Origin of the sequence: Enteroscipio rubneri, from assembly GCF_963929405.1 — a bacterium.
GTDB lineage: Bacteria > Actinomycetota > Coriobacteriia > Coriobacteriales > Eggerthellaceae > Enteroscipio > Enteroscipio rubneri.
Genome location: NZ_CAWVIN010000001.1, coordinates 290,839 through 316,355 on the forward strand (window position 1 = coordinate 290,839; position 25,517 = coordinate 316,355).

Annotated in this window: 21 protein-coding genes; 19 read left to right on the forward strand and 2 right to left on the reverse strand. The window is 64.7% G+C overall.

Translation table 11 applies throughout. The features are described from left to right. Positions 1-166 precede the first annotated feature (166 nt). From ABGT83_RS01200 to ABGT83_RS01290, 19 genes are all read left to right on the forward strand, one after another. The gene (locus ABGT83_RS01200) at positions 167-1,060 is read left to right on the forward strand and encodes a DUF2797 domain-containing protein (protein WP_346685600.1); all 894 of its coding nucleotides are present in this window, start codon (positions 167-169) and stop codon (positions 1,058-1,060) included. Between the two features lie 184 nt (positions 1,061-1,244). Next, positions 1,245-2,930, forward strand: coding sequence for an ATP phosphoribosyltransferase (gene hisG / locus ABGT83_RS01205; RefSeq protein WP_346685601.1), 1,686 nt, complete (start codon positions 1,245-1,247; stop codon positions 2,928-2,930). A 3-nt stretch (positions 2,931-2,933) separates the two neighbouring features. After that, positions 2,934-4,295: a histidinol dehydrogenase gene (gene hisD / locus ABGT83_RS01210; protein WP_418763006.1), complete on the forward strand. Its 1,362-nt coding sequence runs from the start codon at positions 2,934-2,936 to the stop codon at positions 4,293-4,295. Next, on the forward strand, positions 4,288-5,379 hold the full coding sequence (gene hisC, locus ABGT83_RS01215; RefSeq protein WP_346685602.1) for a histidinol-phosphate transaminase: 1,092 nt from the start codon (positions 4,288-4,290) through the stop codon (positions 5,377-5,379). The genes hisD and hisC overlap by 8 nt, the downstream gene beginning before the upstream one ends. Before the next feature lie 35 nt (positions 5,380-5,414). Then, entirely contained in the window at positions 5,415-6,008 is a 594-nt protein-coding gene (gene hisB, locus ABGT83_RS01220; protein ID WP_103265306.1) for an imidazoleglycerol-phosphate dehydratase HisB, read from the forward strand. A 99-nt stretch (positions 6,009-6,107) separates the two neighbouring features. After that, the gene (locus tag ABGT83_RS01225; RefSeq protein ID WP_346685603.1) at positions 6,108-6,872 is read left to right on the forward strand and encodes an imidazole glycerol phosphate synthase subunit HisH; all 765 of its coding nucleotides are present in this window, start codon (positions 6,108-6,110) and stop codon (positions 6,870-6,872) included. 5 nt (positions 6,873-6,877) lie between these two features. Further along, a complete protein-coding gene (hisA, locus tag ABGT83_RS01230) occupies positions 6,878-7,651 on the forward strand; it encodes a 1-(5-phosphoribosyl)-5-[(5-phosphoribosylamino)methylideneamino]imidazole-4-carboxamide isomerase (RefSeq protein ID WP_346685604.1) in 774 nt (257 codons plus the stop codon). A gap of 174 nt (positions 7,652-7,825) precedes the next feature. Next, on the forward strand, positions 7,826-8,590 hold the full coding sequence (gene hisF / locus ABGT83_RS01235; RefSeq protein ID WP_346685605.1) for an imidazole glycerol phosphate synthase subunit HisF: 765 nt from the start codon (positions 7,826-7,828) through the stop codon (positions 8,588-8,590). Between the two features lie 134 nt (positions 8,591-8,724). Next, positions 8,725-9,042 (forward strand): phosphoribosyl-AMP cyclohydrolase, encoded by a 318-nt coding sequence (gene hisI, locus ABGT83_RS01240; RefSeq protein WP_103265304.1) that lies wholly within the window; start codon positions 8,725-8,727, stop codon positions 9,040-9,042. A gap of 223 nt (positions 9,043-9,265) precedes the next feature. Then, a complete protein-coding gene (gene fsa, locus ABGT83_RS01245; RefSeq protein WP_103265303.1) occupies positions 9,266-9,928 on the forward strand; it encodes a fructose-6-phosphate aldolase in 663 nt (220 codons plus the stop codon). Beyond that, positions 9,925-11,535: a transcription termination factor Rho gene (rho, locus tag ABGT83_RS01250; protein WP_103265302.1), complete on the forward strand. Its 1,611-nt coding sequence runs from the start codon at positions 9,925-9,927 to the stop codon at positions 11,533-11,535. The genes fsa and rho overlap by 4 nt, the downstream gene beginning before the upstream one ends. Before the next feature lie 167 nt (positions 11,536-11,702). Then, the gene (sppA, locus tag ABGT83_RS01255) at positions 11,703-12,773 is read left to right on the forward strand and encodes a signal peptide peptidase SppA (protein ID WP_103265301.1); all 1,071 of its coding nucleotides are present in this window, start codon (positions 11,703-11,705) and stop codon (positions 12,771-12,773) included. Beyond that, entirely contained in the window at positions 12,754-14,781 is a 2,028-nt protein-coding gene (locus ABGT83_RS01260; RefSeq protein ID WP_346685606.1) for a methionine--tRNA ligase, read from the forward strand. Before sppA ends, ABGT83_RS01260 begins: the two co-directional genes overlap by 20 nt. A 235-nt stretch (positions 14,782-15,016) precedes the next feature. After that, positions 15,017-17,572, forward strand: a complete 2,556-nt coding sequence (feoB, locus tag ABGT83_RS01265) for a ferrous iron transport protein B (RefSeq protein ID WP_346685607.1) — start codon at positions 15,017-15,019, stop codon at positions 17,570-17,572. 24 nt (positions 17,573-17,596) lie between these two features. Next, on the forward strand, positions 17,597-18,283 hold the full coding sequence (locus ABGT83_RS01270) for a response regulator transcription factor (RefSeq protein ID WP_346685608.1): 687 nt from the start codon (positions 17,597-17,599) through the stop codon (positions 18,281-18,283). Between the two features lie 124 nt (positions 18,284-18,407). Continuing rightward, a complete protein-coding gene (locus tag ABGT83_RS01275) occupies positions 18,408-19,325 on the forward strand; it encodes an ABC transporter ATP-binding protein (RefSeq protein ID WP_346685609.1) in 918 nt (305 codons plus the stop codon). Further along, the gene (locus ABGT83_RS01280; protein ID WP_346685610.1) at positions 19,322-20,098 is read left to right on the forward strand and encodes an ABC transporter permease subunit; all 777 of its coding nucleotides are present in this window, start codon (positions 19,322-19,324) and stop codon (positions 20,096-20,098) included. The genes ABGT83_RS01275 and ABGT83_RS01280 overlap by 4 nt, the downstream gene beginning before the upstream one ends. A gap of 12 nt (positions 20,099-20,110) precedes the next feature. Further along, entirely contained in the window at positions 20,111-21,061 is a 951-nt protein-coding gene (locus ABGT83_RS01285) for a sensor histidine kinase (RefSeq protein WP_346685611.1), read from the forward strand. Positions 21,062-21,342: 281 nt separating this feature from the next. Further along, positions 21,343-23,802: a tetratricopeptide repeat protein gene (locus ABGT83_RS01290; protein ID WP_346685612.1), complete on the forward strand. Its 2,460-nt coding sequence runs from the start codon at positions 21,343-21,345 to the stop codon at positions 23,800-23,802. 291 nt (positions 23,803-24,093) lie between these two features. On the opposite strand, the gene ABGT83_RS01295 is transcribed toward ABGT83_RS01290, so the two are convergent. Together ABGT83_RS01295 and ABGT83_RS01300 are read right to left on the reverse strand one after the other, a co-directional pair. Continuing rightward, positions 24,094-24,342, reverse strand: coding sequence for a GlsB/YeaQ/YmgE family stress response membrane protein (locus ABGT83_RS01295; RefSeq protein WP_103265293.1), 249 nt, complete (start codon positions 24,340-24,342; stop codon positions 24,094-24,096). 133 nt (positions 24,343-24,475) lie between these two features. Beyond that, on the reverse strand, positions 24,476-25,405 hold the full coding sequence (locus tag ABGT83_RS01300) for a SufB/SufD family protein (RefSeq protein WP_346685613.1): 930 nt from the start codon (positions 25,403-25,405) through the stop codon (positions 24,476-24,478). Positions 25,406-25,517: the final 112 nt, after the last annotated feature.

A 25,517-nucleotide genomic window follows, 5' to 3' on the forward strand; every position in this document is an offset into this window, starting at 1 on the left:
CCTATCGCGCCTGCGCCTGCATGCGTGATGGCGCGAGCTGACCATCGTATTTCCCGGTGTGCAGTTTCCACGATTCGCGGCCTCGGTGCGTCCATGAATGTTTCTCATGCGCTATCATTTCGTCGAACAGTGATCCGATTCATACGATTTAGCGCGAGGTGCGAGAATGATGCGACTCGAGAACGGCCGCACGGTGGTGCTGGCCGGTCACGGCTACTCGAATACCGATCCATACCTACTCTTGAACGATATTGAAGAGGGAACGCAGTATCGATTTGCGGTGCGAGGCAAGACGTTTTCCATCCGAAAAGGCACTCGGCGCCGCTGTATCGGGCGGTTCAATCTCGAAACCCGCGAGAGAACCGTCTGCCCTCTCGGCGTCGCATTGCTGGCCGACGCCAAAGACGCCATGTGTCCGGCCTGCATGGAGGCGACCGGTTTCAACCCGTCGTTCTACTATGCGGACTTCGTTTCGCCGCAGCAGCGGATGTACAATCTCACACCCCATTTCGTGTATCTGGCATATTTCTCGCCGCAGCATGTGAAGGCCGGCATATCATCGCAGACGCGTGGAATCGAGCGGCTGCTTGAGCAAGGCGCACGGGCGGCGCGTGTCGTGGGACGTTTCGAAGACGCCTATGCGGCACGTGAGTTGGAGGCTATGCTGTGCGCGCAACCTGGAGTGCTCGAAACAATGCGCGCCTCCAAGAAAGTGGAGCTACTGGCAGGGACGCGCTACGACGTTGCCGAGGCGCGCTCGGCGCTCGATGCGGTGGTTGCGCGCTTGGGCTTGGAGGGCGCCGAACCGGTACAGGATCTCTCGCCGTACTATTTCGGCGGGCCCTCGCCCGATTGCCATGCGCTGCAGGTACCCGTAGGGTTCGATGACGTATGCGGCGGCCTTTGCACGGGGATGATCGGCGGTTGCCTTGTGTTCGAGCAGGGCGGCATGAACTACATCGTGTCTGTGAAAGAGTGGGAGTCCTACGAAGTGGAGCTTTTGGAGGACGAGGTTGCGTGCGAATACGAACTCGAACCCCAGCAGATAGCGTTGTTCTAGTCGGACCCTATCGTCGTCGCGTTCTGCGGAGCCAGAGCGATGCCGACGTGCATCTGCGGACGGAACATGGCAGAAGATAAAAAACAGGTTGCTTTAGCACTCTACTGTGATAAAGTATATGATGGATCGCACGACCGTCGAAACGCAGCGTGCTTGCGCGCGCGAAACCGAAAAGGAAGAGGATATGGACTACGTGACACCGGCAGGATTCAGGGACGTGCTCGTCGACGAGGCCGTCGCACGCGAGCGCATCGCTGCTGACGTGCAGGCGTGTCTCGCCACGCGCGGCTATGCCCCCATCGAGACTCCTACACTCGAAGTCATGGATGTGCTTCGCGCTGGAGGGCGCGTGCCCGGGTCGCCGTTCAAGCTCTTCGACGCACGTGGCGACCTGCTGGCCATGCGGCCCGATGTGACGTTGCAGGTGGCCCGCATGTGCGCGACGCGTCTCGCCGGGCAGCCGGGGCCGTTCCGGTTCCGCTACATGCAGCGCGTGTTTCGCGAGGCCGAAGCGGAGATGCAAGCCGAGGCGCGCGAGATGACGCAGATCGGCATCGAGTGCATCGGCGAACAAGGTGCCGAGGCTGATGCCGAGGTGGTCGAGCTGTTGGCCGAGGCGCTTGCGCTCGCAGGCGTGGAGAATTTCAAGCTCGCGCTTGCAACCGTGAGCGTGCTCAGGGCGCTCTTGGAGGCGAGCGGAGCTTCGGCATCGTGGCGCGAGCAGGTGCTGGGGGCCTACCATGCGTCGAATTTCGTCGAGCTTGACCGGTTGACCGGGTCCTGTGCGTCGGATGCAGGCGTGCCGCCCGTGTTCGCTGCCGCCATCGGCTCTCTGCCGCGTATACGCGGCGGGCGCTCGGCTATCGACGAAGCGCGTGAGCTCGTGGCGCCGCTCGGGTGCGAGAGCGGCCTCGATTCGTTCGCACGCACGTTCGACCTGCTAGCTGAGGCAGGACTTGCCGATAGACTGCTTGTGGACTTCTCGGTTATGAGTTCGTTCGACTACTATACGGGCATCGTGTTCGCCGCCTATTCCGATGCATTGGGCACTCCTATCGGCAGCGGCGGCCGCTACGACAATATGATTGGATCCTACGGGGAACGTCGCCCCGCAGCAGGCTTTGCCTTCTTTTTGGAGCAGGCTATGGCTGCGGCTTCCCCTGTCGGCAATGCCGGCTCCGCAGGGCCCGATGCATGTCGCCCTCTGCGTATTGCGGTACCGAAGGGGTCACTCAACGCCGATACGGTTGCCGCCCTCGGGGCGGCGGGCCTTGACGTAACGGGTCTCGACAGTCCTGGTCGCCAGCTCATCATCCGCAATCCTGGCGTGGAATACGTCATCGTGCGGCCCACCGACGCGCCGACGTTCGTGGCGCTGGGTGCTGCCGATTGCGGCATATGCGGTAAGGATTCGCTGTTGGAGGCGACGGCTGACGTCGTAGAACTCGTTGATCTGGGATACGGGGCGTGCCGATTCGTGGTGGCCGAGCCCGCCGGCGCGGGCGAGACGACCGCCGAGCATTGCCGCCGTTTGGGCTCCATCCGCATCGCCACGAAGTATCCTCGCATTACGGCCTCCCACTATGCGAAGACGGGCACCCAAGTCGAGATTGTAAAACTGCATGGGAACATCGAATTAGCGCCGCTGACGGGTATGGCCGAGCGTATCGTCGACATCACGGCCACTGGCACGACGTTGCGCGAGAACGATCTGACGGTGGTTGAGGAAGTCCTTTCGTCAACCGCTCGGTTCTTCTCGAACGCCTGCGCGTTTAGAACCGATCCGCGTATCGTACAATTGGTCGAAGCGCTGCAGCGAGAGGCTGATGTCCCGAGCGGCCAGTGCGCAACCGGCGAAGAACAGGAGTGAAGGATGATGCGACGCATCGTACTCGAGCCCGGCGAGGTTTTCACGAACAAGCATTTGAAGCGCACCGGCGCGTTCAACGCCGCCGCGCTGACGGCGGCGACCTCCATCATCGAGGGCGTGCGCGAGCGCGGCGACGAGGCCCTGCGCGCCTACACCGAGCAGTTCGACGGCGTGCGCGTGGAGAATTTCCGCGTCAGCCAGGCCGCCATCGCCGAGGCCATCGTGAACGTGGACGACAAGACGGCGAAGGCCCTGCGCCAGGCCGCCGTGCAGATCCGCGACTTCCACGAGCGCCAGAAGCAGCAGAGCTGGTTCACCGTGCGCGAGGACGGCGCGCTCGTGGGCTCGAAGGTGGAGCCTCTGGAGTCCGTGGGCATTTACGTGCCGGGCGGGCGCGCGCTGTACCCGTCGTCGGTGCTGATGAACGCCATTCCCGCTGCCGTGGCCGGCGTGGGGCGCATCGTATGCGTGACGCCGCCGACGGCCGACGGCTCGCTCGATCCGGCCATCCTGGAGGCGTGCCGCATCTCCGGCGTCACCGAGATCTACGCGGTGGGCGGGGCGCAGGCCATCGCCGCGCTCGCGTACGGCACCGAGTCCATCGCGCCCGTCGCCAAGATCACCGGCCCCGGCAACGCCTACGTGGCGGCGGCGAAGAAGGTGGTGTCGGGCGACGTCGGCATCGACATGATCGCCGGCCCGTCCGAGGTGTGCGTCGTGGCCGATTCCACGGCCGATCCGGCGCTCGTGGCCATCGACCTCATGGCGCAGGCCGAGCACGACCCGCTGGCCGCCTGCTACCTGGTCACCTTCGACGCGGCCTATGCCGACGAGGTGGAGCGCATGGTGGAGCGCCACCTGAAATCGTCCACGCGCGCCGAGATCACGGCCGCCTCGCTTGTCGATCAGGGCCTCGTCGTGGTGTGCGACAGCATGCCCCAGGCGCTCGAGACGGTAAACGTCATCGCCCCCGAGCACCTCGAGCTGCACGTCGACCACGCCTTCGACCTCTTGGGCGCCATCCGCAACGCGGGCGCCATCTTCCTGGGCGCCTGGACGCCCGAGGCCGTGGGCGATTACGCGGCCGGCCCGAACCACACGCTGCCCACAGGCGGCACGGCACGCTACGCCTCGCCTCTGTCGGTGGACGAGTTCGTGAAGAAGTCGAGCGTCATCCAGTACTCTGCGCCCGCGCTCGCCCGCGACGCCGACATGGTGATGACCATCGCGCGGCACGAGGGCCTGTGGGCGCACGCCATGAGCGTGGAGATGCGCAAGAACCTGCTGGACACCGGCAACGTGTTTGGGATCGAGGGCGGCGACGGCGCGGGCCGCGCTGCCGGGGACGGGATCGCCGATGCGTAGCGTGTGCGCGGCCGCCCCGCAGCTCGCCAATCTGGAGCCCTACGACCCGAAGTACCTGCCCGCCACCGCCATTCTGTCGGCGAATGAGAACCCGCATGACGTTGAGCAGGAGATACGTCACGAGATCATGCGCGAGGTGAAGCGCGTGGCCCTGAACCGCTACCCGGATCCGCTGGCCAACGACCTGCGCGACATGATCGCCGAGGCGAACGGCCTCGACCGCGACCAGGTGCTCGTGGGCAACGGCGGCGACGAGCTCCTGTTCAACCTGGCGCTGGCCTGGGGCGGCCCGGGTCGCACGTTTCTCAACCTGCCACCCACATTCTCGGTGTACGACGGCAACGCCCGCCTCACGGGTACGACGGTGGTGAACGTGCCGCGTCGCGCCGACTTCTCCATCGACGAGGAGGCCGTGCTTGCGCGCGTCGCCGAGGGCGGCATCGACTACCTTGTCGTCACGAGTCCGAACAATCCCACGGGCGAACTGGCTGACGAGACGTTCATCTGCCGTCTGCTCGATGCCACCGATGCGCTCGTCATGGTGGATGAGGCGTACTTCGAGTTCTCGCGTCAGACAATGCGCCCCTACCTGGACAGGCACAGGAATCTCGTCATCCTGCGCACGTTCTCCAAGGCGTTCAGCCTGGCCGGCGTGCGCATCGGCTACCTGCTGGGAGATGCCGAGGTCATCCGCGAGTTCGTCAAGGTGCGCCAGCCGTATTCGGTGGACGCCGTGTCGCAGGCCATCGCGCGCGTCGTGTATGTGAACCGTGCGAAGTTCGAGCCGGGTATCCGCGCCATCATCGACGAGCGCGCCCGCGTCATCGACGGCCTCAAACGCATCCCCGGCGTGAAGCCGTACCCGTCGGACGCGAACTACGTGCTGTTCCGCCTGGAGAACGCCGGCACTGTTTGGGAGATGCTCTACGGCCGCGGTGTGCTGGTGCGCGATTTCTCTTGCGCGCCGCTCTTGGAGAACTGCCTGCGCGTGAGCATCGGTTCGCCGGACGAGAACGACGCGTTCCTGCATGCTCTCCGCGACGTTGTGATGGGAAAGTGCGATCTCGGGGTTCCGTCGACCTGACGGCTGGACCGGCGATCTTAGAGAAAGAGACGAACATGGATCAACGAACTGCCACCGTCGAGCGCACGACGAACGAGACAGACATCCGCATCGCCGTGAACCTCGACGGCACGGGCGCCGTCGAGGTCGAGACGGGCGTGCCGTTTTTCGACCATATGCTCACGGCGTTCGGGCGGCACAGCCTGATCGACCTGGCCGTGCGCGCGAAGGGCGATATCGAGGTGGATGCACACCACACGGTTGAGGATACGGGCATCGTGCTGGGCCAGGCCGTCGCCCGCGCGCTCGGCGACAAGCGCGGCATCGCGCGGTTCGGCTCGCTCGCGCTGCCGATGGACGAGGCACTCGTGTTGGCGGCCGTGGACGTGTCGGGGCGCGGCCAGCTGCACTGGGCCGTGGACGTGCCCCCCGTCATGCTGGGCACGTTCGACGCTTCGCTCGCCAAGGAGTTCTTCATCGCCTTCGCCGCGAACGCGGGGATCACCCTGCACGTGCGCAGCCTGGCGGGGGAGAACGCGCACCATCTGGTGGAGGCGTCGTTCAAGGCCGCGGCGCGCGCGTTGCGCCAAGCCGTCGAGCCCGACCAGCGCATCGGCGACGCGCTTCCCTCCACGAAGGGCGCGCTATAGGTTCCAACGGCCTGCCGGCCATCGGGACGGGCCGACGCTGCGGGCACCGCGGAAGCCCTCGCTGATCTTATTGGGTACGTGAGATTGGAACACGCGACTATGATTGCCATCGTCGACTATCATAAAGGGAACCTGAAGAGCGTCGAGCGCGGCCTGGCGGCGGCGGGCGGCGACGTGCTCGTCACCGACGACGCGGCCGCCATCGCCCATGCCGACGCCGTTGTGCTGCCCGGCGTGGGCGCGTTCGCCGACGCGGCCGCCACGATGCAGGCGCTCGGGCAGGCCGGCGTCGTCCGTGAGCGCATCGCCGCCGGCGTGCCGTTTTTGGGCATCTGCCTGGGGATGCACCTCATGTTCGAGGAGGGCGTCGAGGGCGCTCCGCAGGAGGACGACGAGGCCTCCACCCACAACGCCCGCGGCCTGGCCGTGCTGCCCGGCGTGGTGGCGAAGATGCCGAAGGTCGATCAAAAGGGCTTCTCCTACAAGGTGCCCCACGTGGGTTGGAACACGGTGCAATTTCCATGCAGGCAGCCGGAGGGCGGGACGACGCCCACCAAGCGAGTTTCGCAGCGAAGCGAGGACTGTCTGAGCGACTGGGCGCCGTCCCGCCCTCCGGCGGACCAGGTTGATGGAAGCTCGCCCCTGTTCGACGGCATACCGTCGGGCACCTACTTCTACTTCACGCACGGCTTCGTCGCGCCGTCGGGCCCGTTCGTCGTCGGGGAGACGACGCACAGCGTGACGTTCCCGAGCGCCGTCCAGTACGGCGACGTCGCGTTCGGCGTGCAGTTCCATCCCGAGAAGAGCTCGGACGCCGGCGCGCGTCTGCTGCGCAACTTCGTGTCCATCGTGAAAGGGGCGTGAGCGCCGTGTACCTGCTTCCGGCCATTGACATCCTGGGCGGCAAGGCCGTCCGCCTCGCCAAGGGCGATTACGACCGCGTGACCGTGTACCACGACGACCCCGCCGCCCAGGCGCAGCTGTTCGAGGAGCAGGGCGCGACGTGGCTGCACGTGGTGGACCTCGACGGCGCGCGGTCGGGGACCCCCGAGAATATCGCCATCATCGAGCGCATCATGCGCAAGACCCTGCTCAAGGTGGAGGTGGGCGGGGGCGTGCGCTCGCTCGACACCATCGCGCGCCTGGCCGACGCGGGCGTGTCGCGCGTGGTGCTGGGCACGTCGCTCGTGGCCGATCCCGCCTTCGCCGAGGCCGCCATCGCGCAGTACGGGAGGCTCTTGTGCGCGGGCATCGACGCGAAGGGCGGCGAGGTGGCCGTGGCCGGCTGGCGCGAGGGCGCGGGCGTGGCGGCCGAGGAGCTGGCGCGCGACGTGGCGGCGCTCGGCTTTAGGCATCTCGTGTACACCGACATCGCGCGCGACGGCATGCAAACCGGCGTCGAGGCGGCGGCGTACGCGGCGATGGCCGAGGCGTTCGGCCATCCGGTGATCGCGTCGGGCGGCGTGGCCGGCGTGGACGACCTCGTGCGCCTGGGCGAGGTGGCCGGCAGCATCGAGGGGGTCATCGCAGGGCGCGCCGTGTACGAGGGCGCGCTGTCGGTGGCCGACGGTGTGCGCGCCTGCGCCGAGGCCACGCGCCGCGCCGAGGCCGCCGCCATCGCGGGTAACCCGTGCGGATTGTAACGTGCGGGTTTCGGCACGGTCAGCGAGCGGGCTCCTCGCGAGCTCGGTTGCCGTGAAGGATTGACGAAGCGTGCCTTGGCACGTGAGGAAAGCCTGGAGCGGCAAACGGGCCGCGAGAGGCCCGCGCAGCGTCGGCACGTCCGTCGTTGCGTCAGCGACGACGGAAGGACGAAGATGCTAGCGAAACGCGTGATCCCCTGCATGGACGTGAAGGACGGGCGCGTGGTGAAGGGCGTCAACTTCGTGAACCTGCGCGACGCGGGCGACCCCATCGAGCTTGCGCAGCGCTACGACGAGGAGCGCGCCGACGAGGTGATCTTCCTCGACATCACGGCCACGAGCGACGACCGCACCACCACCATCGACCTCGCCAGCCGCGCGAGCGAGCGCCTCCACCTGCCGTACTGCGTGGGCGGGGGTTTCCGCAGCGTGGCCGACATCCGCGCGATGATCGCGGCCGGCGCCGACAAGGTGTCGGTGAACTCGGCCGCGGTGGCGGACCCATCGCTCATCACGAGCGCCGCCGCGGCGTTCGGCTCGCAGGCCATCCTCTGCGCCATCGACGCGAAGCACGTCGCGGGCGCGGGAGACAAGTGGGAGGTCTACGTGCACGGAGGGCGCAAGGCTACGGGCATCGACGCCGTGGAGTGGGCGCAAGAGGTGGCGCGGCGCGGGGCTGGGGAGATCCTGCTCACCAGCATGGACCGCGACGGCAGCCGCGATGGCTTCGACTGCGCGCTCACCCGCGCCGTGGCGCGCGCCGTGGACATCCCGGTCATCGCTTCGGGCGGGGTGGGGAAGCTCGAGCACTTCGCCCAGGGCGTCATCGAGGGCGAGGCCGACGCCGTGCTGGCCGCCAGCGTCTTCCATTTCGGCGAGCTCACCGTGCGCCAAGTGAAGGAGCACATGCGCGCCCAAGGCATCCCGGTGAGGCTGTGAGTTCCGCCGTTCCCCACAGGACCGCGCTTCGCGCACGTGCCGAACGGCGGAACGCTGACGCTGCGAGGCCTCTCGCTGAGTTACTGCGCCAACCGGTGCGACCATCGAACAACCTGCAAGAAAGGGAATCGCTCATGGACATCCTCGACCTCGCCTACAACGCCGACGGCCTCATCCCGTGCATCGTGCAGGATGCGGACACGCTCGAGGTGCTCATGATGGCGTGGATGAGCGAGGAGTCGCTCGCGCTCACGCTCGAGTGCGGCGAGACGGTGTTCTGGAGCCGCAGCCGCCAGGAATTGTGGCACAAGGGTGCAACCAGCGGCAACGTGCAGAAGCTTAGAGAGCTGCGCTACGACTGCGACGCCGACACGCTGCTCGCGCTCGTGCACCCGGCGGGGCCGGCCTGCCACACTGGCGCGCGCAGCTGTTTCTTCCGTACGCTTCGCTGAGCTTCCTTGCTCCGACCATACCGTTTCGTAGTCTGGTCTCCATCGCAAATACACGTTACGAATGGCATTTTGCTTGAACGGAGCAGAAACATACGCTACTATGATCTGCAGTTCTTTATCTTTCAAGGAAGAAAAACCCACCACATTTGCATTCCGCCACACGGAACTTATGCGCGCATTCGCGCGTGTCTAACCATAAAGCCGAACATACAAGGAGGACTGGGTGAAGTTTTTTCTCGACACCGCCGATCTCGCCGAGATCGAGGAGGCGGCCAGCTGGGGCGTGCTCGCGGGCGTGACCACGAACCCGACGCTCTACGCCCGCACGGGCGGCAAGCTCGCCGACTTCCACAACCACATCAGGCGCATCTGCGAGATCGTGGACGGTCCCGTGTCCGCCGAGAGCGTGGCCATGACGCGCGATGAGATGATTCGCGACGGTCGCGAGCTGGCCGCGCTCGCCGACAACGTGGTGGTGAAGCTTCCCACGATGATCGAGGGCCTAGCCGCCACGAAGCAGCTGGCCAGTGAGGGAATCCCGGTGAATATGACGCTGTGCTTCACCGTGCCGCAGGCCATTATGGCCGCCCGCGCTGGGGCGCGCTACATCAGTCCGTTCGTGGGCCGTTTCGACGATATCTCCGAGAACGGTCTCGCTCAGCTCGAGGACGTAGTGGCCGCCGTGAACAACTACGATTTCGGCCACGACGTGGAGATCATCGCCGCGTCGGTGCGCAGTGCGAACCACGTGGCGCAGGCAGCCCTCATGGGTGCCGACATCGCCACGGTGCCGTTCGCGGCGCTGAAGAAATGCGTCCAGCACCCGCTGACCGACCGCGGCCTTGAGGCGTTCCTCAAGGATTGGGAGAAAGTGCAGGGCGCATGAGCGAGAACGAAGCAACTGCAACCGCGGCTCCGCGCCGCCGCCGTTCTACGAACGTGAACGCCAAGGCTCCCTCGGGAAAGCAAGAGGGTTCTGCACCAGCGTCACGCGGTTCCGCAGCGCGTACGCCGCGCAAATCCGTGAAGGCGAACACGGGAGGAGACGCTCAAGGCGCCTCCAAACGGTCAGGCGGCTCCAACGGAGGCGCCAAACAGGGTTCGTCCAATAGGCAGAAGCAGAACGGCAAGCAGAACGGGCAGGGCGGCCAGAACCAGCGTCGACAGCGACGCCAGCACGACAGCAACCGCGGCCCCCGCGAAGTGCAGCCGAGCGTTTCACGCGAGGAGTTGACGAAGCTCAAGGTGGCAGAGTTGCGCGAGAAGGCGACGGAGCTCGGCGTAAACGTGGCGGGCCTCAAGAAGGCCGAGCTTGTAGAGGCCGTGTTTGACGCCAGCGTGAAAGCAGAGGGCTTCATCGAGGCGACGGGCATTTTAGACATCCTCGCTGACGGGTACGGTTTCCTCCGAACGCAGGGGTACCTGCCGGGCGAAACTGACTGCTACGTGGGGCTTTCCACCATTCGGCGCAACGGGCTGCGCAAAGGCGATCTCGTTACGGGGCAGACGCGCCCGGCCCGTGAGAACGAGAAGTACGCGGCTATCCAGAAGGTCACCGCTATCAACGGTACCCCTGTCGAGGAGTGCGGCAACCGCGTGCGTTTCGGCGATCTCACACCGGTGTATCCGGACGAATGCCTGACTATGGAGCATGGCAAGAGCACCATCACGGCACGCGTCATTGATCTCGTGAGCCCTATTGGCAAAGGCCAACGCGGCCTGATCGTAAGCCCTCCGAAAGCCGGCAAGACCACTATCCTCAAAGATATTGCGGCCGCTATCAGCGCGAATAACCCCGAGGTGCACCTCATGTGCCTCTTGGTTGACGAGCGTCCCGAAGAGGTTACGGACATGGAGCGCTCTATAAAAGGCGAGGTCATATCCTCCACGTTCGACATGCCCACCGAGAACCATATCGCCGTATCGGAACTCGTGATCGAGCGTGCGAAACGCCTTGTGGAGTGCGGTAAAGATGTCGTGGTGCTGCTCGACTCCCTCACACGCCTCGCGCGCGCTTATAACTTGGCGCAGCCTGCATCGGGCCGCATCCTTTCCGGCGGCGTGGACTCCACGGCGCTTTACCCGCCCAAACGCTTTCTGGGTGCCGCCCGCAATATCGAAGGCGGCGGGAGCCTCACCATTCTGGCTTCCGCGCTCGTCGATACGGGGTCGAAGATGGACGAGGTCATCTTCGAGGAATTCAAGGGAACGGGGAATATGGAGCTCAAGCTTGATCGCAATCTGGCCGACAGGCGCATCTTTCCGGCCATCGACCCGGTTGCAAGCGGCACCCGCAAGGAGGAGCTGCTGCTCGAGCCTCAGGAGGCGCCGCTCATATGGGCTGTTCGGCGTATCCTGTCGAATACAAACTCAACCGAGCGCGCCATGGACATGCTCATCAAGTCGCTCAAGCAGACGGACACGAACCAGGAGTTCTTGCTGCGTACGGCAAAGAAGGCGCAGCACACCAAGGGCGACGCCATCGAGATCTAGCGATTGGACTCCTTGTGGCCGATGGGGTTCTTTGGTATCCGTCAAGGTGCCGTCATGCAGGATTCGTCGGCGGGAACGTATAATGGAGCCATCGTGGAACCGCGCCCGACGGGCGCGGTTCCCTGTCGCATAAGGTAGTATGATCCCAGCCTAAACGAGGAGGGAACATGTCCCAAAATGATACGTGGCAGCAGCAGGTGTGGCAGCAGCCCCCAGCGCCTCAACCGGGCGCGCCGATCCCAGGAGGCGAAGGAGCGTACTACGCGCAACCCTATGCCCCTCAGCCTGCACCCAAGAAGAGCCGAGGCTGGATCGTTGCGCTCGTGGCCGTCGTGTTGGTCTTCGTGCTGCTTGCCGTAGGCATGGTGTCGTGCGCCGGCGTCATGACGTCGTTTGGCTCCCTGGGCACCTCGTCATCGACATCCGGCGTTGACTATCTCATGAGCGATGCGGTAGGCGTCATCGAGCTCGATGGCACTATCCAATACGACGGTTCCACGTGCAGTCCCGAGGGTTTGAAGGAACAGCTCGATATCGCGGCAGAGAATGGACACGTCAAGGCCATCGTGCTGCGCGTCAACTCGGGCGGCGGCACGGCGACGGCGGGCGAAGAGATGTCCGAGTACGTGCGCGAGTTCTCCGAAAGCACTGGCAAACCCGTCGTGGTTTCAAGTGCGGCGACGAACGCTTCGGCAGCATACGAGATTTCGTCGCAGGCCGACTACATCTTCACCGCGAAGTCCACGGCCATAGGCTCCATCGGCACTGCCATGCAGGTTACCGATTTGTCGGGGCTATACGAACTGCTGGGCATCAGCATCGACAACATCACGTCGTCCGACAGCAAGGATTCGAGCTACGGTACCCGCGCGCTTACCGAGGAGGAGCGCGCCTACTACCAGGCCATGGTCGATCAGATAAACGAGACCTTCGTGCAGACTGTTGCAGAGGGGCGCGGTATGGCCGTCGAGGAGGTTCGCGCTCTGGCAACGGGACTCACGTTCACCGGCATCGACGCTGTGGAGAACGGGCTGGCCGACGAGGTGGGCACGCAGCAGGACGCCGTTGCCAAGGCCGCCGAGCTTGCGAACATGTCGGCGTATACGACCGTGGCGCTCGAGCCCGCAGGGTCCGATCTGTCGACGCTCCTCGACCTAATGTCATCAAGCGATGTGTCCGTCGAGAACCTTGTCGCCGCGATGAAGGAGATGGAAAACGATGGCCGCCTCGCCCACTAAGCAGGAGCGCGCGTCCTGGCCCAAACGGGCCGTAATCACGGCGGGCATGCCCTATGGCAACAAACCGCTGCATTTTGGTCATATCGCCGGCGTGTTTGTGCCGGCCGATGCCTTCGCGCGTTTTCTGCGCGACCGCATCGGCGCGGCCAACGTGCGCTTCATTAGTGGCACCGACTGCTTCGGCTCGCCCATCAACGAAGGCTATCGCAAGCTCGTGGAGGCCGGCGAGTTTGATGGCACCATCGAGGAGTACGTGCTGAGGAACCACGAGGCGCAAAAGGCGACGCTCGGCGCCTACGACATCAGCCTGGATATCTATGAGGGTTCCAACATCGGCCACTCGGGAGACGTGCACCAGCTCATCAGCGAGAAGTTTATCGAGAAGCTGCACGAGAACGGACATTTGCAGCGCCGATCCACGCTGCAGTTTTACGATCCAGAGGCGCAAACGTTTCTTAACGGACGCCAGGTAATCGGACGCTGCCCCGTCCAGGGCTGCAAGTCAGAGCACGGCTATGCCGATGAGTGCGATCTTGGCCACAGTTATGCGCCCGAGGATCTCATCGCGCCGCGATCGTCGCTTACGGGCGTCGAGCCCGAGATGCGCCCGGTCGAGAATTGGTACTTCGATTTGCCCGCATTCGCGGACTTTCTGCGCGCGCATGCGGCGGCGCTTGACGCCGACGCCGATGTGCGTGCCGTCGTGCCGCAAACCGTGAAGGAGTTCTTGGCCCCGCCCGTCGTCTACATCAAGAATGACGCGCGCGAGGCCTACGAGGCTGTGGCTGCCGGCTTGCCCTCTCATGAACTGCACGAGGCCGAGAAAGGCAAGCAGAGCTTCGAGATCGAGTTCGCCGACATCGATGCGCGCGATACGGCGCGCGAGGTGCTCGCCGGTGCGGGCATCCGCTTCCGCACCAGCAAGGCGCTGGTGCCGTTCCGCATCACGGGCAACATCGAATGGGGCGTGAAGGCGCCCGTTATCGACGGTCTTGAGGGGCTCACGGTGTGGTGCTGGCCTGAGAGCTTGTGGGCGCCTATGTCGTTCACTATGGCCGTCAACGACAAGATGGGCCTGCCTCGCGGCAGCTGGCGCGATTGGTGGTGTTCGGAAGACGCCGAAGTGTACCAGTTTATCGGCCAGGACAACCTGTACTTCTACGGCGTGGCGCAGCCCGCGCTCATCGAAGCGGTGAGGCCCGGCGATATACTCGTGCCGGGCGAGACGGATACGCCTTTGCGTCAGACCAAGCTCGTGGCCAATCATCACATCCTGTACGGCGATAAGAAGGCCTCGTCGTCCGGGTCGGTCAAGCCGCCTTCGGCTGACGAGCTTCTGGAGCACTACACCGTGGAGCAGCTACGCGCCCATTTCTTGGCGCTCGGACTCGATCAGAAGTCGGTCGGCTTCAAGCCAAAGCCTTTTCTCGCCACCGAGAAGGAGTTGGCCGACCCGCGCGTGGCCGATCCGGTGCTCAAAGAAGGAGCGTTGCTCACGAACGTGTTCAACCGTCTTGCGCGCAGCTGCTTCTACGAGGCTCAGAAGAATTTCGAAGGATATATGCCGCTAGGCGAGCCCTCGTCCGAGGCTGTCACGCAGGCCTTCAGAGCCCTCTCCAAGTACGACAGGCTGATGCACAGGGCCGAGTTCCATTCCGTCATGTCGCTTATGGACGAGTTTATCCGCTGGGCGAACAAGCATTGGTCGGACGGCATACGCGCGGCCGAACTGGCCGACGACGACGAGGCTCGTCGCCAGGTGCTCGTCGATTCGTTCCATCTGCTCCGCATCGCAACGCTGCTCATGCATCCCATCGTTCCGACAGGCACCGAGAAGATCTGCGATTACCTGAGCTTCGACTTCGACGACTTCTTCAGCTGGAACTACGATTTCGACAGCTTCGAGGAGCTATGCAGCGCCGGCGAAATTACCGAAGGGCGCCATCGGATTCGCGAACTGCCTCCCCGATTCGATTTCTTCGAGAAGCATGCTTCCCAGTATCGTTAAACCAGGTCTTTGGTCGACGGTCGGGCGCCCGGTTCGCTTATGCGATCCGGGCGCTTTTCGTCGTAGGCGAATCGGCGTGCCGGCGTCGTTTTTCGCACTTGTGCAGGTTCCTTGAAGGGTTTGCCACGGGAAACTTTTTTATGATAAACATGTGGTTTCGCGGTACCATGGAGGCAACGAAAAAAGCGAGGCATGCGAGCCGTCGCGTGGCGGCTCGGGCCCGAGGAGATGTGCATTGACGACGCTTGACAACCTGCCCATCGACAAGACCGCCACGGTGACGGCCGTCGGCGGCGAAGGGTCGCTGCGGCAGCACTTCCTTGACATGGGCATCATCCCTTCTGCGGCGGTGACCATGGTAAAGCATGCGCCCATGGGAGATCCGGTCGAGGTGCGCGTTCATGGTTATGAGCTGACGCTGCGCGTGGGCGACGCGCGCAAGATCGCAGTGGACGATGTGCGCGACGCCTCGGAGGAGCGCGACGACCCGCAGGCGCGCAAGCCGGTGCCGCATCCTGGTCTTGGCGAGGGTGGCAGGTTTCACGACAAAGACGAGGAGAATCCGCTTCCGGAAGGGGAGACCGTTCTCTTCGCTCTCGTAGGCAATCAGAACTGCGGCAAGACGACGCTGTTCAACCAGTTGACCGGTTCGAACCAGCATGTGGGAAACTTTCCCGGGGTTACGGTGGATCGCAAGGATGGAGTCGTGCGCGGGCATTCCGAGGCGTTGGTCACCGATCTGCCGGGCATTTACTCCATGTCGCCGTACTCGAGTGAGGAGCTGGTGACACGTCGGTTCCTCCTGGACGAGCGGCCGCGCGGCATCATCAACATCGTGGACGCCACCAATGTGGAGCGCAACCTCTACCTTACGATGCAGCTCATGGAACTGGGCATGCCGATGGTGCTCGCCCTCAACATGATGGACGAGGTGGAGGGCAACGGCGGAACCATCGACGTGAACGAGATGGAGAAGCTGCTGGGCATCCCAGTGGTGCCCATCTCGGCTGTCAAGAACGAAGGTATAGCCGAGCTGGTGGACCACGCGCTGCACGTTGCGCGCTTCCAGGAGCCACCGGTGCGTCAGGATTTCTGCGCGCCCGACGAGCACGACGGCGCGGTGCACCGCTGCCTGCACAGCATCATGGCGCTCATCGAGGACCATGCCGAGCGCGCGGGCATCCCGGCGCGGTTCGCCGCGAGCAAGCTGGCGGAAGGCGATGCGCTCGTGTCCGAGCGGCTCGACCTCGATCAGAACGAGAAGGACGCGCTCGAGCACATCGTGTGCCAGATGGAGGCCGAACGCGGGCTCGACCGTGCCGCCGCCATCGCCGACATGCGCTTCAGCTTCATCGGAAAAGTGTGCTCGCGCACGGTGGTGAAGCCCAAGGAGAGCCGCGAGCACGCGCGCAGCATGGCGCTCGACCGCGTGCTCACTGGGCCACTCACGGCCATCCCTGCATTCGTGGGCATCATGGCGCTCGTGTTCTGGCTCACGTTCAACGTGGTGGGCGCCTGGCTCTCCGAGGCACTGGACGCGGGGATCGGCGCGCTCACCGATGCGGTGGCCGGGGCGCTCGCGGCTGCGCAGGTGAACGAGGTGCTGCAATCGCTCGTGATCGACGGCGTGTTCAACGGCGTGGGCAGCGTGGTGGGCTTCCTGCCCATCATCGTGACGCTGTTCTTCTTCCTGTCGCTTCTGGAGGACTCGGGCTACATGGCGCGCGTGGCGTTCGTGATGGACAAGCTGCTGCGACGCATCGGGCTGTCGGGGCGCTCCATCGTGCCCATGCTCGTGGGATTCGGCTGTACGGTGCCGGCGGTCATGGCGTCGCGCACGCTCCCCTCGGAGCGCGACCGCAAGATGACTATCATGCTTACGCCGTTTATGAGCTGTTCGGCGAAGCTGCCCATCTACGCGTTCTTCACGGCGGCGTTCTTCCCGAGTGACGGGGCTGTCGTGATGGTGGGGCTGTATTTCGGCGGCATCGCGGCCGGGGTGATCGTGGCGCTGCTCATGCGCCGGACGATGTTCTCCGGCGAGGCCGTGCCGTTCGTGATGGAGCTGCCGAACTATCGCATGCCCAGCCCGCGCAGCGTGGGGCAGCTTCTGTGGGAGAAGGCGAAGGACTTCCTCGAGCGCGCATTCACGGTGATCTTCCTGGCGACGATCGTCATATGGTTCATGCAGACGTTCGATTTCGGTCTGAACGTGGTGGCCGACTCCGCCGACAGCATGCTGGCCGTGGTGGCGGGTTGGATCGCGCCCTTGTTCGCGCCGCTCGGGTTCGGCGACTGGCGCGTTTCCACCGCGCTCGTCACCGGCGTGATGGCGAAGGAGAGCGTGGTGTCGACGCTGTCCATCCTGTTCGGGTCGACCGAGAGCCTTGTGGCCGCGCTCACGCCGCTCGCCGCTCTCAGCCTGCTCGTGTTCTGCCTGCTGTACACGCCCTGCATAGCCGCCATTGCGTCGGTGCGGCGCGAGCTGGGCGGAACGTGGGCGCTCGGCATGGCGTTCGGGCAGCTGGGTGTGGCGTGGATCGCGGCGTTCGGCGTGCGCGGCGTCGGGCTTGCGCTGGGCATGGGGACGGCGAGCGCGGCGAGCGCGGCGGTTGCCGCCGCGGTGGTCGTGTTGGTGGCATTCGCCGTGCGGCGCGTAAGGAGGCGCGGAGGTGCGGCGGCGGCATGCGACGGCGCGTGCGCGGGATGCGCGAGCGCGGGGTCGTGCGGGCGCATCGAGGTGGTCGACGCGCAGGCGGACGAGGCGGCGGGGGACACGACCCGGTTGTAGCCAGCCGGAAAGAGGTGTATGGGCATGAGTGAGATCCTCGTCGTGGAGGACGATCCCGACATCAACAACTTGCTGCGCGCTATCATGGAGCGCGCGGGCCATCGCGCGATGCAGGCGTTTTCCGGATCGGAGGCGCTGCTCAGGCTCGGGGCTTCGACGCCCGATCTGGTGCTGCTCGATCTCATGCTGCCGGGGTTGGCCGGCTCGGAGCTGCTCGAGCGCATGCGCGGCGAGCAGGGGCTGGACGTGCCGGTGATCGTGGTGTCGGCGAAGGCGGGCTTGGCCGACAAGGTGGCCTTGCTGGTGACGGGGGCCGACGACTACATCGTGAAGCCCTTCGAGCCGGACGAGGTGGCCGCGCGGGTGGAGGCCGTTTTGCGGCGTAGCGGCTCGGGAGGTTGCGCCCGCGTGGGAGAGGTGCTGCGGCACCGGGGGCTCGTGTTGGACGCCGGTACCCGCAGCGTGTCCCTCGACGGCGTCGAGGTGGCGCTCACGGCGCACGAGTTTGATATCCTGTGCACGCTCATGGAGGAGCCGGGGAGGGTATTCTCGCGCGAGCGGCTCTACGAGCTGGTGTGGAAGGGCGGCTACTACGGCGAGGACAACGCCGTCAACGTGCACGTGAGCAATATCCGCAAGAAGCTGGCGGCGGTCGATGCGGAAGGCGAGTACATCAAGACCATCTGGGGCGTCGGATTCAAGCTGGCGTGAGGAATCCGATGCGCGGGCTCGGAATGCTTTATGCTTTCCTTAACCTTTCTTGAGGACTAATTTCGAGCCTGGGGGCTAAAGTTCTTTCTCGAAGGATCGGGCGAGAGGGAGGTGGAACCCTTCTATGGACAACGTGATAGAGACGAGCGGGCTGACGAAGCGTTTCGGCATCGTGACTGCTTTGGACGATGTGGACGTGACTGTGCGGTGCGGCGACGTTTACGGGCTGGTGGGCGACAACGGCGCGGGCAAGACCACCCTGTTCAAGCTTTTGTGCGGGCTTGCGTTCCCTACCGCGGGCGAGATGCGCCTTTTCGGGGCGCATGCGCCGAGCGACCTGGGGCGGCAGCGCGCACGCGTGGGGTCCATCATCGAGAGCCCCGGCTTCTATCCGAATCTGAGCGTCGAGCGCAACTTGGAATGCTGCCGCATCCAGAAGGGCGTGCCGGGCGGGGAGGCGGTGGGCCGCCTGCTCGAGGAGGTGGGCCTGGCCTACGCGAAGGACCGCGCCTGCAAGGATCTGTCGATGGGCATGAAGCAGCGTCTCGGCCTGGCGATGGCGCTCATCGGCGAGCCGGAGCTGCTCGTGTTGGACGAGCCGACGAGCGGCCTCGACCCGAGCGGCATCGTCGAGATGCGCGCGCTCCTGCTGCGCCTCAACCGCGAGAAGGGCATCACCGTGGTGGTGTCGAGCCATCACTTGGCCGAGCTCGAGCAGATGGCCACGGTGTATGGCTTCCTGAACCGGGGGAGGCTTTTGGAGCAGGTGGGCGCCGAGCAGCTGCGCGCGCGGTGCGCGGACTTCATCGACATCGCCGTGTCCGACCCGGCCGGCTATACGGTGCTGCTGGAAAGGGAGCGGCCCGGCGAGCGCTATCAGGTGCTTCCCGACCAAGCGGTGCGCATCCTCGACCCTCGAGCGGGCGCGGAGGCCTACAGCGGGCTCGCCGGCGCGGCGGGCATGGACGTCTTCCGGCTCGAACGCCGCACGATGTCGCTCGAGCAGTACTATCTGGGCTTGAAGGAGAAGGGGGCCGCATGATGCTGAACTACATGAAGGGCGAGGCGTTCCGCATCGTGCGCGGCAAGGAGGTGTACCTGCTCGCGGGCATCTTGTCGCTGCTTGCGATAGCGGCGAACGCGATCGAGTTCGCGATGACCTTCGTCGATCCCGGCTTCCCCTACGCCACGGTGCGCTTCAACCTGGGGATCGTAACTTCGTCGCTCGGCTCGCTGTTCTTCGTGGCCGGGATGCTGGTATGGTTCCTTTACTCCGAGGACAAGAAGAATGGCACGATGAAGAACGCGCTCTCGCACGGCTGCTCGCGCACCTCGGTTTTCGCGGCTCAGTGCGTCGTCTCATCGCTTGCCGGGCTTGCTTGCATGGTCGTGGTGCTGGCGGCGTACGTGAGCAGTGCTGTCCTGCTGTTGGAGGGACCGGCGTTGCCGCCGGTCGTGGACCTGCTGTCGGGCGTCGCGGTCGCCCTGCCGTCCGTGTTTGCCTCGGTCGTCCTCATGTCCGCGGTGCTCGCCCACTGCAAGACCACCTCCTCGGCGCTGGTCGCGTGGGTGGTCGTCCTGTTCGTCATTCCCTACACGCTGCGGATGGCCGGACTTCTCTTCGAGCCCGTCGCCATCGTGGCCAGCTGGCTTCCGCCGAACTTCTTCGCCACCGAGGCGCTGGTGAGCATGTCCGGTTCGTCCTTGCTGTGGAACGACCCGGCCGGTCTTGCGAAGTGCCTGATCGCAGGATTTGTCGGTTTGGGAGCGTTCACGGCTGCGGGCGTGTGGCGCGTCCGCAAGATCGAGCTGTAGGGAGGGGCGGGGGTGGCGCACGTGCTGTTAATCGTCGCTTTGGCTTGCGCGCTTGCCGTGGCAGCGTGGTTCGCCGTGCGCTGCCTTCTGCTCAAGCGGTCGCTTCGACGGGCTGACGCCGAGCTCCGCGAGATCGTGGAGCGCCTGGAGGAGAACCGTATCGTGAAGCTGCCGAGTCCCGACGCCGACTTGGAAGCGCTCCTAGGCACGGTGAACGCGTCGCTTGCGGGAATCCGCCGGCAGGCCGCGCTGTACGCACGACGCGAAGCGGACTTGAAGGCCCAGGTTGAGCGTATCAGTCACGACCTGCGCACGCCGCTCACCTCCATCCAGGGGTACCTCGCTCTCGTCGACGAGAGCGCGTTGGACGCTGAGGCTCGCGCCTCGCTCGCCACGGTCAGGCGCAAGGCGGACGCCTTGCAGCGGCTCATCGCGCAGTTCTACGACCTGTCGCGGTTCGAAGCCGAGGACTTCCACCTGGAGCTGGGGCAGGTGGACGTGGGCCGGCTCGTGCGCGAGTCGGTGGCGGAACAGTATCGGCTGCTCGAGGAGCGGGGGCTGGACGTGCGCGTGGAAGTGCCCCGCCACGCCGTGAAGGCGCGTGCGAACGCGGAGGCCCTTGAGCGCGTGTTCGAGAATCTGCTGCACAATGTGTCGAAGTACGCGCGGTCGAGCTTCGAGGCGGTGGTCGAGGAGAAGAATGCCGAGGTGGCTGTTGTCTTCGCGAACGACGTCGACGACGTGGGACGGCTCGATGCCGAGCGTCTGTTCGAGCCGCATTACGCGGCGGACGCTTCGCGTTCGCAGGAGAGCTCGGGGCTCGGCCTGACAATCGCGCGCCATCTAACCGAGCGCATGGGCGGCACGTTGGAGGCGCGCGCGGAGGAGCGCGACGGGGTGGCGTGGCTCTCGTTTGCCTTGCGGCTGCCGCAGGTTGAGCCAGGCATCTTGCATCCCGGATGAGAGGCTCACGGAGGGCAGCTGGTTTATCTGCGGAAAGAGGGAAGAGCGGCTCGAGTGCCGGCGGTTTCTTCGAAATTCTTGGGAAACGTTCAAAGATCGGCAAAAAATCCGCCACTGTCGCTCGCCTGCGGGCGTGATAAGAAAAACGCAGGGGCAGTCGACGTTGGATTGCGGGGCGCGCTATGCTTGCATCCCGCGCCGGCGCCTCTTCTGCTATCCTTTCTCTCAGCGCGCGAATGCGGTTGTTCAATCGCAATGCGCATCGCCATGGGAGGAGCATCGTGGAAAATCAGGCTGAATTTAAACTGCCCCTGCTGGGCAAAAGCATGAAGTTACATCCCCTTCCCGGGCAGGATCCGCAGAGGGAATACGGCGTGATCTGGGATGCGTGTCCTCAGCCGAGCGATGGATTCGGCTACGTGTTCGAGTTCACCGGCAAACGTCGGGGTCGCTTCCTCGCATGGCTGACTGCGAATGGCGCGGCGTACGCGTGCGACGGCCCGCTCGCGTATATCCCCGAAGGGGAGCCGAACCTGCTTTTGTCGCGTCTTCCGAACAACGAGGACTTCGGACAGGTGCAGGCGCGCCGAGGCGCGCGAGTCCCGCTGCAAACCGTATCGCGCTTCGCGCGCTCGCGTACGGGCACCTTCGCGTTCGAACAACCTTCCTGCGATATCGGGCCTTATGCCGGGTCGAGCCTCGGTTTGCGAACCTTTGCGGCAGTGGGTTATCTTGCGTTCGTACATATTCCGAGCGCGGCGCAAACGCCGGTCTTGACTGGCCTTGCCGCTGATGTGATGGGCGATCTGCTCAGGCCGCCGCTTCCCGATGCGCTCGACATGCTCGTCCACCGCGTGCGCTCGGCGCAGCCGGGCGCCGTCTCTGGTTTTGAACGGTACGCCGCGCGCCTGCTGGAGGAAGCGGGGGCTTCGATGATCCGGCCGCTCGCTGCGCGCACCGCTCTCGAAGCGGGCCGTCTGTCATCAACGGGGCTCGCATGGCTGCGCTTCGATGATTCGGCGTTGAGCGCCGGGGAACGCCAGCTGGTGCTGGCAGTCGAAAGCGCGCTCAACCGGCTCTTGCTCGTGCAGGAGGCTGTAGAGGGCTTTCCCGGGACCGCGGCTCCTTATGCCGGTTTTGACGAGGGTTTCTGCTCTCAGCAGGATTGGCGGTGCATCATCGACATCGCCTCGGGTGCTGCGGAGGCGGTACAGAGAAGCGAGCGCGAGAATCCTCTGCGGCAGATGCACGGGGTGCATGCTGCGCGCGGCGGCGAATGGGATGTGCGCACACGGTTCGCCCAGGCGTGCGAAACCATGCGACTGCCGTTTCGCATGGAGTATCGTTTCGATGCTGATGCAGCGGGCGGCACCGTTGCAGTGGAGTGCTCCGTTCCGCAGCCCGAGGCTTTTCCCTCGACACGATGGGACGGAGTGCGCGGCGCATGGGAGGATGTGCGGATGCTGCGGGGCTGGGCCGCATCGGCTTATGCGATGCGGCTCGCGGCGCTGCTCGCTGCTGCAGCCTTCGGTGCGGGCGTCGGTATAGCGCGGGCTTACGTGACGGTGCGGCCTGGGGGCCTCGACGCGCCGGTTGGCATGTCGCTCAGGTTCGATCGCATTTCATTCATGTCGGATGTGCTACCCCTCATCGCTGAAGGCGCGCTCGGTGCCGATCGCAACGCCTGCGATCCCGCCGCCGTGCTTGCTTTGCTGAATCCTGCTGATTGCTCGGCTGCATTTTCGGACGATGGTTTCTTCGGAGTCGCGCAACCGCTCGATATCGGTTTGGAGAGCCGACGTTCGCCGCTGTGGGAGGATGATCGGGCGCTGCCCGGGCCGCTCTCGGAGCTTCTGCAGGCCGACCGCGTGTGCGAGCTCGACGTGCTCCACGATGAAGACGCTGATCTGACTGCTCGGGTATCTGTGGCGATGGAGGACGCGGAGTCTTCGCCTCTCGCAAGCATCGTGCTACTCGAGGAGATTGCAGCGCAGGCGGGCGAGCGGGAGTCGAAGCGCGCCGCGGAAGGCGGTTCCAGCGATGGGCGCGTGCCGCTGTACTGCGCAAACCCCTGTACGCGCATGCTGGTGCGGCTATCTGAAGCGGACGTGAAAACGCGGTACAGCAAAGCGTCCGACGCAGCCTTCGCGGCGCAGAGCTCGCTTTCGCGCCTCTATGCGCAGGTGGGCGATGTGACGCGCGCGCTCGAGGTGGCCGAGGCGTGCAGGTCGTTGGCGCCCACCTCGCTTCCAGGGTACCTTGATGGAGTATCTGTGCTCATGGACGAAGGCCGCTTTGCCGAGGCGGAGGAGTTGGCGCGGCGCGCCTTGCGCATAGCCTCCGACCGCCGGGACAGCAGCTATCTGCGCTATCGGCTGGCGTATTCGCTGTGGAAACAGGACCGGTTCGACCTGGCGCTTGCGTGCTATACGTCGGTGACTGCCGACGGCGGCGACATGGCTGGACACGCGGAGATCGAGATGGCCGATCTCATGGAGCAGATGGGGATGCGGGAGCATCTGTCGAACGATGCGGCGGCGGCAACGCTGCATGAAAACGGCATACCCGCAGCACCCACGTCCGAGGTGATGGGATGTCTCGCACAAGCTGCTCTGGGACTTGCCGATACCGGCATCCTGAGAGCTTCGGCCTTTCCCGCGTATGCGGTCGCTCAGCTTGCTTCCGATGATGCCCTCATAGTCGTTGCACGCTCGCTGGAAAGCGGCCTCGATGTCGCCTAGGTCTGGACGCCTCGAACGCAGTCAACGACGCGTATCCTAAGTCGAACAACCAGACGGACGGCGCTACGGACGCATGGTCGATCTGCTGCTGGTGGTGCAGCGCGCGACTTGGGGAGTTTGCACGGATCGGCACAAGCGAATCCGGCTGCATCGTGCTCGTTCTTCGTTATCCGTGAATCAGAGGAAGCGGTCCGGCTGAAACCAGGTTCGAACGTGCAGAAAAGCGAATACCGGCGGCCAGACGGTCGCCGGTATTCGCAGTGAGAGCCGCGTCCGCTCGTATGCGGGCTTTCATCTTCTGTTGGTGATCAGATTGATTACCCAGATGAGTACGATCGAGCCGATTAGCGCCACCACGAACGACCACAGGTTGAAGCCGGTGAAGCCTGCGGCGCCGAAGAAGCTCATGATGAATCCGCCGATGAGCGCGCCCACGATGCCGACGACGATGTTCTTGACCAGGCCGCCGTCGGTCTTCATGATCGCGTTCGCCGCCCATCCGGCGAGCCCTCCGATGATGATCCAAACAATGATGCTCATAGCCGTTCCTTTCCTTGGGGTGGGGAACAGCATACGCAACAAACGCGCTCGGGCGCATCGCCGCGTGAAACGGTGTCGAGGTCGTGAACAGGACGTTGCCGACGCCCGGTTCACGACCTCGGTCCAGAAGCCGTCAGTTCAGGAAGTCCTCGAGGATCTCCTGCTCGGCCTCTTCTTCGGTGAGCCCCAGCGTCATGAGCTTCATAATCTGGTCGCCGGCGATCTTGCCGATGGCGGCCTCGTGCACCAGCAGCGCGTCCTCGCTGGCGGCCTCGATGCCGGGGATGGCGGTCACCTTCGCCGTGCCCATGATGATGGCGTCGCACTGCACATGTCCGCGGCAGGCGGCCTCGCCGATGACCAGCGGGTTGAACACCTGCTTGGAGTTGTCCTGCGCCACTGAGCGCGAGATCACCTGCACGCTGGAGTCGTCGCCCTTCAGCTCCACCTTCATGTTCGAGGTAGCAACCTGGTCGTCGTGCGTCAGCAGCTTCTCGGTCAGCACGAGCTTCGCACCTGCGCCCAGCTCGGCGTTCGTGTCGCGCACGGTGGACGACACGCCGCGCAGCTGCGTGAGCTCCATCTCGCAGCTCGCGTTCTCCTCCATGATGACGTTCGTCACGGGGTTGAGGATGCGCTCGCCGGTGCCCGCGCCCTCGCCGTAGTGCTTCTCCACGTACTTCACGTGGCTGTTCTTGCCGCAGTAAAACGTGTGGATGCCGTCGTGCTCCGACGCCTGGTGGCTCTCGTTGTGGATGCCGCAGCCGGCGATGATGGTCACGTCACAGTCATCCTCGATGTAGAACGTGTTGTACACGACGTCCTTGAGGCCCGCTTGCGTCACGATGACGGGGATGTACACCGTCTCGCCCTTCGTGCCGGCCTTGATGCGGATGTCGATGCCGGGATGGTCCGTTTTTGTGGCGATCTCGATGTTCGCCGACGAATGGCGCTCGACGAGCTGCCCGTCCTTGCGGATGTTGAACGCGCCTTTCGGCATGCCGTGTATGTTCGCGATCTCGGCGAGCAGGCTCTCGTCGATAGGGGAAAGGTCTACAGCCATGGCGGCCTCCTTCGTACTGGCGGATTTCTGGTGCGAGCCGAACCGTCCAACCGCTTGCCTCTTCACATAGAGTCTGGAAGACGAGCTTGAACGGCTCGGAGCTTTTGCGACT